The sequence below is a fragment of the Pseudonocardia ammonioxydans genome (assembly GCF_900115005.1).
Taxonomy (GTDB): Bacteria; Actinomycetota; Actinomycetes; order Mycobacteriales; family Pseudonocardiaceae; genus Pseudonocardia; species Pseudonocardia ammonioxydans.
Map to the genome: position 1 here is coordinate 12,645 of NZ_FOUY01000020.1, position 12,990 is coordinate 25,634.

Annotated in this window: 11 protein-coding genes; 7 read left to right on the top strand and 4 right to left on the bottom strand. The window is 74.1% G+C overall.

Annotated features, from left to right (window positions below; translation table 11 throughout):
- Position 1: 1 nt before the first annotated feature.
- From BM093_RS19080 to BM093_RS19090, 3 genes are read right to left on the bottom strand one after another with little or no spacing between them, the layout of a single operon-like run.
- Positions 2–1,327 (bottom strand): LLM class flavin-dependent oxidoreductase, encoded by a 1,326-nt coding sequence (locus BM093_RS19080; RefSeq protein WP_245773637.1) that lies wholly within the window; start codon positions 1,325–1,327, stop codon positions 2–4.
- Entirely contained in the window at positions 1,324–2,253 is a 930-nt protein-coding gene (locus BM093_RS19085; RefSeq protein ID WP_093346444.1) for an HpcH/HpaI aldolase/citrate lyase family protein, read from the bottom strand. The genes BM093_RS19080 and BM093_RS19085 overlap by 4 nt, the downstream gene beginning before the upstream one ends.
- Positions 2,253–3,461 carry a CaiB/BaiF CoA transferase family protein gene (locus BM093_RS19090; protein ID WP_093345972.1) on the bottom strand — a complete coding sequence of 403 codons (1,209 nt, stop codon included), beginning with the start codon at positions 3,459–3,461 and terminating at the stop codon, positions 2,253–2,255. The genes BM093_RS19085 and BM093_RS19090 overlap by 1 nt, the downstream gene beginning before the upstream one ends.
- 272 nt (positions 3,462–3,733) lie before the next feature.
- Between BM093_RS19090 and BM093_RS19095 the strand changes: the two genes are divergently transcribed.
- The 4 genes from BM093_RS19095 (at position 3,734) to BM093_RS19110 (ending at position 7,745) form a co-directional block, all read left to right on the top strand.
- Entirely contained in the window at positions 3,734–4,759 is a 1,026-nt protein-coding gene (locus BM093_RS19095; RefSeq protein WP_093345977.1) for a LacI family DNA-binding transcriptional regulator, read from the top strand.
- Between the two features lie 112 nt (positions 4,760–4,871).
- Positions 4,872–5,930: a TRAP transporter substrate-binding protein gene (locus BM093_RS19100; protein ID WP_177238576.1), complete on the top strand. Its 1,059-nt coding sequence runs from the start codon at positions 4,872–4,874 to the stop codon at positions 5,928–5,930.
- Entirely contained in the window at positions 5,923–6,453 is a 531-nt protein-coding gene (locus BM093_RS19105; RefSeq protein WP_093345984.1) for a TRAP transporter small permease, read from the top strand. The genes BM093_RS19100 and BM093_RS19105 overlap by 8 nt, the downstream gene beginning before the upstream one ends.
- Positions 6,453–7,745, top strand: a complete 1,293-nt coding sequence (locus BM093_RS19110) for a TRAP transporter large permease (RefSeq protein ID WP_093345988.1) — start codon at positions 6,453–6,455, stop codon at positions 7,743–7,745. The genes BM093_RS19105 and BM093_RS19110 overlap by 1 nt, the downstream gene beginning before the upstream one ends.
- A gap of 200 nt (positions 7,746–7,945) precedes the next feature.
- Here the strand turns inward: BM093_RS19110 and BM093_RS19115 are convergent, their stop codons facing one another.
- On the bottom strand, positions 7,946–9,211 hold the full coding sequence (locus tag BM093_RS19115) for a Glu/Leu/Phe/Val dehydrogenase dimerization domain-containing protein (RefSeq protein WP_177238577.1): 1,266 nt from the start codon (positions 9,209–9,211) through the stop codon (positions 7,946–7,948).
- A gap of 215 nt (positions 9,212–9,426) precedes the next feature.
- Here BM093_RS19115 and BM093_RS19120 point away from each other — a divergent pair, with 215 nt between their 5' ends.
- The 3 genes from BM093_RS19120 (at position 9,427) to BM093_RS19130 (ending at position 12,917) form a co-directional block, all read left to right on the top strand.
- Positions 9,427–10,434, top strand: a complete 1,008-nt coding sequence (locus BM093_RS19120; RefSeq protein ID WP_245773638.1) for a LysR family transcriptional regulator — start codon at positions 9,427–9,429, stop codon at positions 10,432–10,434.
- Between the two features lie 55 nt (positions 10,435–10,489).
- Entirely contained in the window at positions 10,490–12,115 is a 1,626-nt protein-coding gene (locus BM093_RS19125) for a molybdopterin-dependent oxidoreductase (protein ID WP_245773639.1), read from the top strand.
- Between the two features lie 112 nt (positions 12,116–12,227).
- On the top strand, positions 12,228–12,917 hold the full coding sequence (locus tag BM093_RS19130; RefSeq protein ID WP_093345992.1) for a fasciclin domain-containing protein: 690 nt from the start codon (positions 12,228–12,230) through the stop codon (positions 12,915–12,917).
- Positions 12,918–12,990 lie beyond the last annotated feature (73 nt).

The following is a 12,990-nucleotide window of genomic DNA, read 5'->3' on the forward strand; positions in this document are numbered from 1 at the left end:
CTCAGGGACGGGCGAGGCCGAGCCGGTCGCGCAGCGTGGTGCCCTCGTAGGCGGTCCGGTACAGCCCGCGCCGCTGCAGCTCCGGCACCACCATCGCGACGAACTCCTCGAACGCCCCGGGCAGGTGGGTCGCGGCCAGCACGAAGCCGTCGCACGCCCCGGAGCGGAACCACTCCTCCATCCCGTCGGCCACCTGAGAGGGCGTCCCGACGAACCGCGGCCCCTGCAGCAGGGTGGCCCGGTGCGCGGCGAGGTCGCGGACGGTCACCGGCCGGTCGAGGTGGCGGGCGACGCCCTCGGCCAGCCCGCGGATCCCGCGCCCGGCGGCCATCATCTCCTCGGTGACCGGGTCGTCGAGGTCGTGCGCGGCGAAGTCGTAGTTGTTGACCTCCGACAGCAGCGCCAGCGACGCCAGCGGGTGCACGTACTCGTCGAGGAACAGCCGCTCCTTCTCCCGGGCGATGGCCTCGGTCTCCCCGACCACGGTGTAGGCCATCGGGAGCAGCCGGACCTCCTTCGGGTCCCGCCCGGCGTGCGCGACGGCCTCCTTCTGCTCCGCGTACTGCTGTTGCGCGACCGCGATCCCCGGCGCCGCGGTGAACACCAGATCGGCCCAGCGTCCGGCGAAGGACCGGCCCCGTCCCGACGACCCGGCCTGCAGGATCGTCGGGCGGCCCTGGGGGGTGCGCGGGACGGTCAGCGGGCCGCGCACCGCGAAGTACTCGCCGCGGTGGCCGACCTCGTGCACCTTGTCCGGGTCGGCGAACACCCCGGACTCGCGGTCCAGCACCAGGGCGTCGTCCTCCCAGGAGTCCCACAGTGCGGTGACCGCCTCCAGGAACTCGTCGGCCCGGTCGTAGCGCTCGTCGTGCCCGAGGTGGGTGTCGCGGCCGAAGTTCTGCGCCTCCGAGTCGTTGACGGAGGTCACGACGTTCCACGCGGCCCGGCCGCCGGAGAGGTGGTCCAGGGTGCCGAACGTGCGGGCGACGTGGAACGGGTCGTAGTAGGTGGTGGAGTAGGTTGCGCCGACGCCGATCCGCTCGGTGGCGGCGACGATGCCGCCGAGCACCGCGGTCAGGTCGAGCTTGACCGGGCGGGCCCCGTAGCGCACCGCGTCGGCGACCGAGTCGCCGTACACGCCGGGCATCGCCAGCCGGTCGTCGAAGAACATCAGGTCGAACAGTCCGCGCTCGAGCGTGCGGGCGATCCGCGTGTAGTAGTCCATCGACAGGAACGACAGGTCCGCCGACGGGTAGCGCCACGACCCCGAGTACACGGTGACGTTGCCCGCCTGCATGAACCCGACCAGGGTCATCCGTTCGGTCATCGGTCCTCCCCGCCGTCCAGGCCCAGCAGGGCCGCCTTCGTCCGTACGGTCTCGGCGTGCCGCAGGTGGGCCGCGTCGACCAGCATCCCGTCCAGCCCGGTCGCGCCCCGGCCCGCGGCCTCCGCGTCGCGGTAGGCGGCCACGGTGCGCCGGGCGTGCGCGATCTCCTCCGGCGTCGGTGCGAACACCGCGTTCGCCGGCTCCACCTGGGACGGGTGGATCGCCCACTTGCCGGCGAAGCCCATCGCCCCGGCCCGCTCGCACGCGAGCCGGTAGCCGTCGGGGTCGCGGTAGTTCGGATAGGGCGCGTCGACCGCCTCGATGCCGGCGGCCCGGGCCGCGACGACGATCCGCGAGCGGGCGTAGTGCCAGAGGTCGCCCGGGTAGTCGGCACGCGGGTCGAAGTTGGTGTCGACCCGCGCGCCCTGCGAGGCCGAGAAGTCGCCGGCGCCGAAGATCAGCGCCTCGAGGCGGTCCGACGAGCGGGCGATCGCGTCGACGTCCTGCAGGCCCTCGACCTCCTCGATCAGCACCTCCAGGCCGATCCGCTCCCCCAGCCCGAGCGTCTCCTCGAGCTGGGTGAGCAGCACGTCGACCCACCACACGTCCCGGGCCGCCCGGACCTTCGGCACGATGATCACGTCGAGTGCCTCGCGGGCGGCGGTGACCACCTCGATCACGTCGCCGTGCGCCCACCGGGTGTCGACGCCGTTCATCCGGATCGCCCGCGTCGTCGTGCCCCAGTCCAGCTCGCGCAGCGCCCGCGCGGCCTTGCCGCGGGCAGCCTCGCGTTCCGCGGGGGCGCAGGCGTCCTCCAGGTCGAGGAACACCAGGTCGGCGCCGGCGGCGGCGGCCTTGGCGAACATGTGCTCGTTGCTCGCCGGGGTGGCGAGCTCGCTGCGACGGGCACGGACCGTCCGGGACATCACAGCACCTCCTGTGCACGGAGTTCGGCGAGCCGGTCGTCGTCGAGTCCGAGCAGCTCGCGGTAGACCTCGTCGGTGTGCGCCCCGAGCGCCGGGCCGAGGTGGGTGATCCGGCCCGGGGTCGCCGAGAACTTCGGCACCGGTGCCTGCACCCGCATCTCGCCGAGCTCGGGGTCCGGTACGACGGGGTAGGTGCCGCGGGCGGTGAGCTGCGGGTCGGCCAGCAGCTGCGGGGCGTCGTAGACGGGGGCGGCGGCGACCTCGGCCTCCTCGAACACCGCCATCGCCTCGTCCAGGGTCCGCCCGGCGACCCAGTCGGCCATCACCGCGTCGATCTCGCCGGCGTGTTTCAGCCGTTGCTGGGCCTCGGCGAACCGCGGGTCCGAGGTGAGGTCCGGCCGGCCCACCGCGCGCAGCGCCCGCATCGCGATGGTCGGGGCGGACCCGGACATCGCCAGCCAGTGCCCGTCGGCGGTGCGGTAGGTGTTGCGCGGCGCGGAGATGTCCCAGCGGTTGCCGGTGCGGTTCGGCACGGTCCCGAGCTGGTCGTGGGTCAGCACCGGCTGCTCGATCAGCCGTGCGAGCGGCTCGATCAGGTTCAGGTCGATCAGCTGCCCGGGACCGCCGTGCACGTCACGGTGGTAGAGCGCCATCATCACCGCCCAGGTCGCGGTCAGTGCCGCGACGCCGTCGGCGAGCATGAACGACGGCAGTGTCGGCGGCCCCTCCGGATGTCCGGTGAGGTGGGCGAACCCGCTCATCGCCTCGCCGAGGGTGCCGAACCCGGGCCGGTCGGACTTCGGGCCGCCCGCGCCGTAGCCGGTGACGTGCACCGTCACCAGGCCCGGGTTGCGCGCCGACAGCGTCGCATGGTCCAGCCCCCAGCGCTCCAGTGTGGACGGGCGCAGGTTGAGCACGACGACGTCCGCGGTGTCCACCAGGCCGCGCAGCAGATCCCGGCCGGCCTCCTGACGCAGGTTCGCGGTCACCGAGCGCTTGTTGCGCGACACCGACTTCCACATCAGACCGACGCCGTCGCGCTGGGCGCCCCACTGGCGCAGCGGGTCACCGCCGTCGGGCTGCTCGACCTTGATCACGTCGGCGCCGTGCTCGCCGAGCCAGGTGGCGATGAGCGGTCCCGCGGCCAGGGTCGCGGCGTCGACGACCCGCAGGCCCGTCAGTGGTCCGGTGCTCGCCGCGCCGGTCATCGGCCGACCTCCTCCGCCTCGGTGCAGGGTGCAGGCTCTCGCAGATGTAAAGGTTTACACGCACAGCCTGCACCGAGTAGAGCACGCAGGCCACGAACGGGTCAACCACACCCCGCCACCGCACGGTCCACCCGGACCGCAGGGCGGGATCGCAGCACGTGGAACCCACCCGGCCGGGGTTGACGGATCCCGGTCGGCCGTGTCTGCTGAGGACCCACGGCACCGGTTCCGCGGGGCCGGGTCCGCCCGCTGTCGATGTAAAGGTTTGCGCCATGCCGGCTCGCTCGCGTCGCGGCGAGGTGGGTGTGGTGGACCTGGCCCGCGAGCTGGGGGTGTCGACCGCGACCGTCTCGCGGGCGCTGAACGGCAGCTCCCGGGTGCGGCCGGAGCTGGCCCACCGGATCCGCGAGCACGCCCGCGACCGCGGCTACATCGCGAACCGACACGCCCGCGCGCTGTCGTCGAACTCGAGCCGGGCGTTCGTCGGCTTCGTGATCCCCTACGTCGACACCCCGGCCTACTCGGCCGTCGCCGCCCAATGCGCCCGGCTGCTCTCCGCGGACGGCACGCAGATGATCCTCACGATCACCGAGAACGACCCGCGCCGCGAGCTCGACCAGCTCCGCGACCTGGTCGCGACCCGGGTCGCCGGCGTGGTCCTCTCCCCCAGCACCGGGATCCTGCCCGGCACCCGCGAGCTGCTGCAGGACCTGCCGGTGGTGCAGTTCCACCGCGGCTGCGGGATCGACGCCCCCGGGGTCTTCAGCGACGACGCCGCGCTGGGTGATGCGGTGACCCGGCTGGCCGACCTCGGGCACCGGAGGATCGGCTACATCGGACCGAGCCGGTCGATCTCGAACGGTGCCCGGCGGCTGGCCGCCGTCCGCGACGGCGCCGCGGCCGCCGGCCTCGACCCGGACGCACTGGCCGTCCGGCTGCTCGAGCCGGCCACCGACCACGGTGCGGGCGCGGCACGCGAGCTGCTGCACCGCGCCGACCGTCCGACCGCACTCGTCGTCGGCGGCGGGACCCTGTCGCTGTCCGTGGCCCGCGAGGTCCGGTCCTCCGGGCTGCGCGTGCCCGGGGACCTGTCGCTGGTCGTCTACGGCGACCCGGCCTGGTTCGCGCTGCACGACCCGCCGCTGACCGTCGTCTCCGTGGACTACCCGGAGCTGGCGCGGCGGGCGGCCCGCCTGCTCGTCGGCCGCATCGGCGGGGACGGCCCCGCCGACGACGTGCTGCTGACCTCCGAGCTGCATCCGGGTGGATCGACCGGTCCCCCGCCGCCGGGAGCCTGAGACCGAGCACCGACCGAGGAGGACAGTGTTGTCCGGACCGCCGTTGCCCGAACCGACGCCGCCCAGACCTGCCGTACCCCGACCCGTACCGGCTCCGGCACGCCGGGCGGCCGTGCTGCTCGTGGCCGTGCTGTGCCTGGCCGCCTGCGGTGCGGCACCGTCCGGTGCGCCACCGGGGGTGACCACGCTGCGGATCGGCGACTCCTACCCGCCCAGCCACCCGGCGTCGCGCGACGGGGTCGACTTCTTCGTCGAGCGGGCCGTCGAGCTCTCCGACGGGCGCCTGGCCTTCGACTACTTCCCGTCCGCGCAGCTGGGCGAGGCCGAGGACCACGTCGCGCTCACCCGCTCCGGCGCGATCGACATCGGCGTCGTGTCCCCGCCGTACCTGGCCGACCGGCTGCCGCTGTCGAACGTGGCCGACCTGCCCGGCATGAGCACCGACGCCTGCCGCCCGGCGGCGGCGCTGAGCGAGCTGATGTCCGCGGGCGGTCCGGACGGCTCCGGCGCCGGGATCCTGCACACCAGCGAGTACGGCCCGCAGGGGCTACGGATGCTGTTCGTCGGTGTCCAGCCCGGCTACGAGGTGATGACGGTGGGCGTCCCGGTCACCGGTCCGTCCGATGTGGCCGGCCTGCAGCTGCGCTCGTCGGGTGGGGTGCTGGACGCCGCGGTGGATGCACTCGGCGCGGCCCCGGTCTCGATCGCCGGGCCGGAGATGTACGAGGCTCTGTCCCGCGGGACCGTCGACGGGACGACGCTGCCACCGATGAGCGCCACCCCGTACCGGCTCGACGAGGTCGCCACGGACTCGACGCTCGGCGCGCCGCTGGGCAGCTTCACCCTCAGCTACACCATCGGCGAGCGGACCTGGCGGGAGCTGCCCGAGGACCTGCGCGCCGTGCTGACCCGGGCCGGGGCCGAGACCACCGCCCACCTGTGCCGGGGCATCGAGGAGGAGAACGAGCGGGCGCGCACCGCGCTCGCCGAGGGCGGCCTGCACTTCACCCAGCAGACCCCCGAGCAAGTCGCGCAGTGGCGCACGGCGCTGGAGCCGGTGCGCGGGCAGTGGGTCGCGGACATGGAGGCCCGCGGGCTGCCGGGTGCCGCGACGCTGACCGCGATGGAACAGGCACTCGCCACGGCCGAGCGGGGTGGTTCGGATGGCTGAGCGCATGCTGCGCCGCGTCGAGGACGCGCTCGGGCTCGTCGCCGGGCTCGCGCTCGCGGCGATGGTGCTGCTGATGTGCACCGAGGTGGTGGCCCGCTACGTGCTCGGCTCGCCGCTGTCGTGGTCGGTCGGGATGGTCAGCAACTACCTCATGGTCGCGTTCTTCTACCTGGGCCTGCCGGTCACCGTGCGGGAGGGCGCGCACGTGGCGATCGACGTGCTCTACGACCGGCTCCCCCGCGCGGTGCAGCCGTGGTGCGACCGGCTGGCCGCGGGAACCGGACTGGTGTTCCTGCTCGCGGTGACCGTGGGCGGGATCCTGCTGACCACCGACGTCGCCGCCGGCGGGTACGCGCCGCCCGCCGGGTCCGCGGAGCTGTCCTGGCCGGTGTGGACCTCGACGGTCATGGTCCCGCTCGGCGCACTCGTCACCGCCGCCCGGCTCGTGCTGCTGCTCGTCACCGGGGCGCCCGCCTCGGTCCCCGATACCGGGTCCGCCGTCTCCGAGCCGGAGGTGCACTGATGCTCGTCGCCGGAGTCCTGCTCCTCCTGCTGGTCCTGCTACTGCTCCGGGTGCCGGTGGGGTTCGCCATCGGACTGTCCGGTCTGGTCGGTCTGATCTCCTACGGCGGCCTGCCGGTGCTCGCCGGGTTCCTGGAGACGGTCCCGCACTCGGCCATCGCGTCGCACTCGCTGGCGCCGATCCCGCTGTTCATCCTGATGGCGCAGTTCGTGCTGCTCAGCGGGGTCGCCTCGGAGCTGTTCGACGCGGCCCGGGTCTGGGTCGGGCGGCTGCCGGCCGGCCTCGGCGTCGGGACGACGGTGTCCGGCGCCGCGTTCGCGGCCGTGTCCGGATCCTCGACCGCCGCCGCGGCGACCCTGGCCGCGACCTCCATCCCGGAGATGGAGGACCGCGGCTACGACGGCAGGCTGGCCAACGGGCTGGTCGCCGTCGTCGGGACCCTCGCGGCGATGGTGCCGCCGAGCATCATCCTGGTCTTCTACGCGATCCTCGCCGAGGCCAGCGTCGGCAAGGTCCTGCTCGCCGGGTTCCTGCCCGGCCTGCTCGTCACGCTGGCGATCATCGCGACGACGTTGCTGCTGGTCCGCCGCAACCCCGACCTCGCCCCGCGGGGTGAGGCGCACCCGATCGCGGTCAAGGTCCGCACGCTCACCGCGGTCGGCCCGGTCCTGCTGCTGTTCGCGCTCGTCGTCGGCGGGATCTACTTCGGACTCGCCACACCGACCGAGGCCGCCGCGCTCGGCGCGCTCGGTGCGTTCGGGCTGTGCGCCGCACGCCGGCGGCTCACGCTCGCCGGGATCCGCGCGGCACTGGGCGCCACACTGGCCTCCAGCGCGATGATCCTGCTGATCATCATGGCCGCGTTCCTGCTCGGCTACTTCCTGACCCTGACCCGGGTCACCCAGGGCCTGGTGGACACGATCGGCGGGCTCGCCGCCCCACCGACGGTGGTCTTCCTGCTGATCGCCGTGGTCTACCTCGTGCTCGGCGCGTTCATGGACCAGATCGCGATCCTCGCCCTGACCGTGCCGATCGTGCTGCCGGTGGTCGAGGAGCTCGGCTTCGACCCGATCTGGTTCGGGGTGATGGTCGTGCTGCTGGCCGAGATCGGACTGGTGACCCCACCACTGGGCCTCAACGTGTTCATCGTCGCCCGGGCCACGGGACGACCGCCCGAACAGATCTTCCGGGCGGTCGTGCCCTACATCGCGGCGATGCTCCTGCTGGTGCTGCTGTTCACCGCGTTCCCGCAGATCGTGCTGTGGATCCCGGAGACGATGGGGGGCTCGTAGGCCGGCCCGGGGGCGCGGCCGGCCTGCCCCACAGCAGCACCGAAACGCTCACCGGCTCTGCCGACGCTCACCGGATCTGCCGACGCTCACCGATTCCGTGGACGTTCGCGCGATCGGGTGCGCATCCACGGCAATCGGTGAGCGGTTGCGGCAGGCGCAGCGGGGCGGGCGGGGTGTCCCCGCCCGCCCCGGCTGTCCGGTCAGGGGATGACGACCGGCCCGGTGACCGGCGCCGGGTCGTCGGCCCAGCGGTGGCCGGTCTCGCGCGGGGTGACGCCCTGCTCGGTCCACGCGGCCATCAGCTGCGCGACCTTGGTGTGCATCACGGTGCGCAGCCGGTCGAACGAGGTGTCCGGGGCATCGTCGACCTGGCCGAGCAGCAGCCACCAGGCCCAGGCGACGGCGCCGGCGTTGGCGACGAAGTCCGGCAGCACCGGGACGCCGCGCGCGGCCAGCATGGCCTCCGCCTCCGGGGTGGTCGCGGCGTTCGCGGCCTCCACGACGACGCGGGCCCGGACGTCGAACGAGTTGTCCGGGGTGATCGCGTAGGAGATGGCGGCCGGGACCAGGATGTCGGCCTCGGCGGAGAGCACCGCCGAGCGCGGCAGCTGCTCGACGTTCTCCGGCAGCCGCGTGCGGTCGACCTCGTTGTACTCGTCGCGCAGGTCCAGCAGCGCCGGGATGTCCAGGCCGTCGGCGCAGTGCAGGGTGCCGGCCGCGTCGGCCACCGTGGTGACCTTCATCCCGGCCTCGTGCAGGTAGTAGGCGGCCGAGCCGCCCATCGTGCCGATGCCCTGGATCGCGACGGTCGTCTCGGCCGGGACCTGCCCCCAGGAGACGGCGGCGGCGAGGCAGGAGTGCGCGACGCCGTAGCCACCGATCACGTCACCGAGCAGGAACCCGCCCTCGACCTCGGCGTTCAGGCCCCGGCGGACCCGCTCGCAGGTGGCGGCCGGGTCGGCGGCCCGCCGGATCGCGGCGTGGAAGCTCTGGTCCAGACCGAGCCGGTCGAAGACCTCGTCGATCAGGTGCTGCGGCACGCCCAGGTCCTCGGCGGTCACCCAGTGCGCGTCGAGCCACGGGCGCATGGCCTCGAAGTAGCGCTCCATCACCTCGACGGCGCGCGGGTCCTTCGGGTCGAAGTCGACACCGCCCTTGGCCCCGCCGATCGGCAGGTCGAACGTCGCGGTCTTGTTGGCCATGCCGCGCGCCAGGTCCTCGACCTCGCTGAGCGTGCAGCCGGCGCGCATCCGGGTGCCACCGGTGGCCAGGCCGGCCCGCAGGGTGTGCACCACCAGGTAGCCGACGGCGCCGGTGACCGTGTCGTTCCACTGCAGGCGCAGGTACGGCTCGGTGCGGCGGGTCGCCGGGGCGACGGCGGGGTTCACCCCGGTTCCGGGGAGCCCGGCAGCGGTCTGCGCGGCAACCTGCGGGGTGCTCCCGCCCGGGTTCTGCATCGTCGTCATGGCGACCCACCTCCTCGTCTGTCGCACCGGCCGTCACCACCTCGGGAGGGGGCGCCGGTCGCGTATCACCTGCCGGACCTCGTCGTCCCCCGGGCGGCGGCGCCGTCCGGTGACCCCACCATGGGCCCGCACCTCGACCGGCGTCCATTTACGGATCATTCAGTGCGGTGTTCAGGGTTCCTGCACAACGACGTGGGGCCACTACCCTCGTCCGCATGGACCTCTCGCTTCCGCGCCTGCGCATGCTGCGTGAGCTGCACCGACGCGGGACGATCACGGCGGCCGCGACGGCGCTGCACTACACCGCGTCCGCGGTGTCGCAGCAGCTGGCGCAGCTCGAACGCGACGTCGGCACACGGTTGTTCGAGCGGCGCGGGCGCCGCGTCCGGCTCACCGACCTCGGGGTCCTGCTCGCCGAGCACGCCGAGGAGATCCTCGCCTCGGTGGAACGCGCGACCCAGGCGCTGGAGGAGGCCGGCGAGTCGGTGGCGGCGCGGCTCACCGCCGGGGTGTGGGCGTCGGTGGCGTCGGGGCTGCTGCCCGACGCGCTGACCGCGCTGGCCCGCAGCCATCCGGGCATCGAGGTGCGGACCCGGGAGCTGGCCCCGGAGGAGACCGCCGCCGCCGTCCGGGACGGCGCGCTCGACCTGTCGTTCGTGATCGACTACTCGAACTACCCGATGACCTGGGACCGCAGCCTGCACCGCGAGGTCGTCGCGGTGGAGCGGCTCTACGCCGCCGTCCCGGCCGGGGCGGTGCCGATGGCCAGCGTCACCCTCGCCGAGCTGGCCGAGCACCCGTGGATCGTGTCGCCGGCTCGCTCGCACTTCGGGCACGCGATCCGGCTGGCCTGCCAGTCCGCCGGGTTCGCGCCGCGGATCGACCACGAGGTCGAGGAGCAGGCGACCGCGATGGCGATGGTCGCGGCCGGCCTGGGCGTGACGGTGGTGTCGGACCTGGGGCTGGCGCTGCGGCCGCCGGGGGTCGACGTCGTCGCCCTGGGTGACGCCCTGACCCGCACCGTGTCGCTGGCCTACCGGACCAACTCGGCGCGCCGGCCCGCGCTGCTGCTGGTCGTCGACGCCGTGCGGACCTCGGCGGCCGAGAAGGGGCTGGCCGCCGACACGGCCCTGCCGGCGCCGACCACCGAGCCCGACACCGAGCAGGTCCCGCCGGCACGTGCGGCACTCGAGGAGCCCGGCGAGCGGCTCGAGCTGCGCTGACCGGGATTTCGCCGCACATCCGAACCGCACCCCACCCGTTCTCCGAAGAACGGGTGTGCCGACCGAGGAACGCGCACCGGACGACGGGCGCCGTGCGATTCTTCCGCGATTCGTGGCCGCCGCGGTGGAAATGCTCGCGATCGTCGCGGCAATCGCGTCCGGTCACCTCGTCGCGGGATTCCTGACACCCACGTCGTCACCGTTCTTCGCGGTCGGCGACGCGGTCGTGCGGCTCTCCCCCCGGCCCGTCGTCGAGTTCGCGAAGTCGGCGTTCGGGACGGCGGACAAGCCGGTCCTGCTCGCCGGGATCGGCGTGCTCCTGCTGGCGGCCGCGGTCGCCGGTGGGCTGGCCGCACGGCGCCGTCCGGCACCCGGGACCGTCCTCGTGGTCGTCCTGGGCGTGGTCGGGGTGGCGGCGGTGCTGGGTGCGCCCGCGGTGCGTCCGGCCGGCCTGGCGGCGCCGGTGGTCGCGCTGCTGGTCGGGGTGGCCGTCCAGCGGGGCCTGCACCGCCGAGCCGTCGAGGCGGCCGCGGACCGGCCTACCGGCCCGCCCGACGACCGCGACGGCCCCGGCGAGGAGGACCGCGACACCGCCCCGGTCCGCCGGCGCACCGTGCTGGCCGGGGCCTCGGCGGCGGTCGCCGTGGGTTCGCTGGTCGCGGGCGGGGCGGGTGCCGCGCTCGCCTCGGGGCGTGGCCTCGCCGACTCCCGTGCCGCGCTGACCCGGCGGCTCGCCGCGGCCCGGCCGTCCGGGCCCGGCCCCACCGTGCCCGCGTCGGCCACCTTCCCCGGCCCCGGCACGGTCCCGTTCGTCACGCCGAACGCCGACTTCTACCGCATCGACGTCGCCCTGCAGGTCCCCGCCGTCCCCGCCGAGGACTGGTCCCTGCGGATCCACGGGCGGGTGGCCCGCGAGCTCACGCTGACGATGGACGACCTGCTGGCCCGCCCGCTGGTCGAGCGGATCATCACGATGACCTGCGTCTCGAACCCGATCGGTGGCCACCTGGTGTCCACGGCGGTGTTCACCGGGGTCGAGCTGGCCCCGCTGCTGCGGGAGGCCGGCGTCGACCCGGGCGCCGACCAGATCGTCTCCACCAGCCGGGACGGCTGGACCGCGGGCACTCCGACGGCGACCGTGCTCGAACCCGGCCGGGGCGCGCTGCTCGCCGTCGGGATGAACGGGGAGGCGCTCCCGGCCGAGCACGGCTTCCCCGCGCGGATGGTCGTGCCCGGCCTGTACGGCTACGTCTCGGCGACCAAGTGGGTCACCGAGCTGGAGCTCACGACGTTCGCCGAGCGCAGCGCGTACTGGCGTGACCGCGGGTGGGCCGTGCGCGCCCCGATCAAGACCCAGTGCCGGATCGACGCCCCGGCCGGGTTCGCCCGCCTCGCCGCGGGCCGGGTGCAGGTCGGTGGCGTCGCCTGGGCGCAACCGGTCGGGGTCGCCGCGGTCGAGGTCCGGGCCGACGACGGGCCGTGGGTCCCGGCGGAGCTGGCGACCGAGGTCGGCCCGGACACCTGGCGGATGTGGCGGGCCGAGCTCGACCTGGGCCCCGGCAGCCACACCCTCCAGGCCCGTGCCACGGACCGGCGCGGCGACACCCAGACCGGGCAGCGGGCCGACCCGGTGCCGGACGGCGCGACCGGATGGCCCTCGGTCCTCGTCACCGTCACCTGATTCCGCGGAAACTGCTGCGTCACCGTTTTTCCACCGCTTCCGGCGAACCGTACGGCGGCGGGATCCGAATACCCACCGGCACCGACATATTCTTCCGAGAGGAACCGAGACAATGCGCGCGACCCGTACCCTCGCCACCATCGGCCTGTTCGCCACCCTGACCCTCGGCCTCGCCGCCTGCGGTGGCGGCGCCGAGCCGGCGGCCCCCGCGGAGTCGGCGCCGCCGATGTCGTCCGGGCAGCCGATGTCGTCCGCACCGGCCATGCCGGCATCGGACGGCGTCACCACCGACGCCGACGTCTTCGGCCCGGCCTGCGGGCAGCTCCCGCAGGGCGACGAGCCCGGGTCGATCGACTCGATGGGACCGCAGCCGGTCGCCACGGCGGCGAGCAACAACCCGCTGCTGAGCACGCTGGTGACCGCGGTCGGCAAGGTGCCCGGCCTGGCCGACACGCTGAACCAGCAGGAGGCGATCACGGTGTTCGCGCCGGCGAACGACGCCTTCACCGCCGTGCAGGAACAGCTGGGCGAGGAGCAGTTCAACGCACTGCTCGCGGACACCGAGACGTTGCAGGGCCTGCTGTCCTACCACGTGACGCCGCAGCGCATGGACGCCGCGGGCCTGGTCGAGGCGAAGACCCTGACCCAGCTCGCCGGTGGGGACCTCACCGTCGGCGGCACCCCGGAGGCCCCCACCGTCACCGACGGCATGGGGAACACGGCCAACGTCCTGTGCGGCAACATCCCGACCGCGAACGCCACCGTGTTCGTGATCGACAAGGTCCTGATGCCGAAGGGCTGACGCACCCGCCGGACCCGTCCGCTCGGAGAGGCGCGCGGCCGGGACCCCGGCTGATAGACAGGTCGCGATACCC

What these genes read in the sequence shown, in the direction of transcription:
- BM093_RS19080 (WP_245773637.1), bottom strand. Translation starts at nt 1,327, where the DNA reads ATGACCGAACGGATGACCCTGGTCGGGTTCATGCAGGCGGGCAACGTC.
- BM093_RS19085 (WP_093346444.1), bottom strand. Translation starts at nt 2,253, where the DNA reads ATGTCCCGGACGGTCCGTGCCCGTCGCAGCGAGCTCGCCACCCCGGCG.
- BM093_RS19090 (WP_093345972.1), bottom strand. Translation starts at nt 3,461, where the DNA reads ATGACCGGCGCGGCGAGCACCGGACCACTGACGGGCCTGCGGGTCGTC.
- BM093_RS19095 (WP_093345977.1), top strand. Translation starts at nt 3,734, where the DNA reads ATGCCGGCTCGCTCGCGTCGCGGCGAGGTGGGTGTGGTGGACCTGGCC.
- BM093_RS19105 (WP_093345984.1), top strand. Translation starts at nt 5,923, where the DNA reads ATGGCTGAGCGCATGCTGCGCCGCGTCGAGGACGCGCTCGGGCTCGTC.
- BM093_RS19110 (WP_093345988.1), top strand. Translation starts at nt 6,453, where the DNA reads ATGCTCGTCGCCGGAGTCCTGCTCCTCCTGCTGGTCCTGCTACTGCTC.
- BM093_RS19115 (WP_177238577.1), bottom strand. Translation starts at nt 9,211, where the DNA reads ATGACGACGATGCAGAACCCGGGCGGGAGCACCCCGCAGGTTGCCGCG.
- BM093_RS19120 (WP_245773638.1), top strand. Translation starts at nt 9,427, where the DNA reads ATGGACCTCTCGCTTCCGCGCCTGCGCATGCTGCGTGAGCTGCACCGA.
- BM093_RS19130 (WP_093345992.1), top strand. Translation starts at nt 12,228, where the DNA reads ATGCGCGCGACCCGTACCCTCGCCACCATCGGCCTGTTCGCCACCCTG.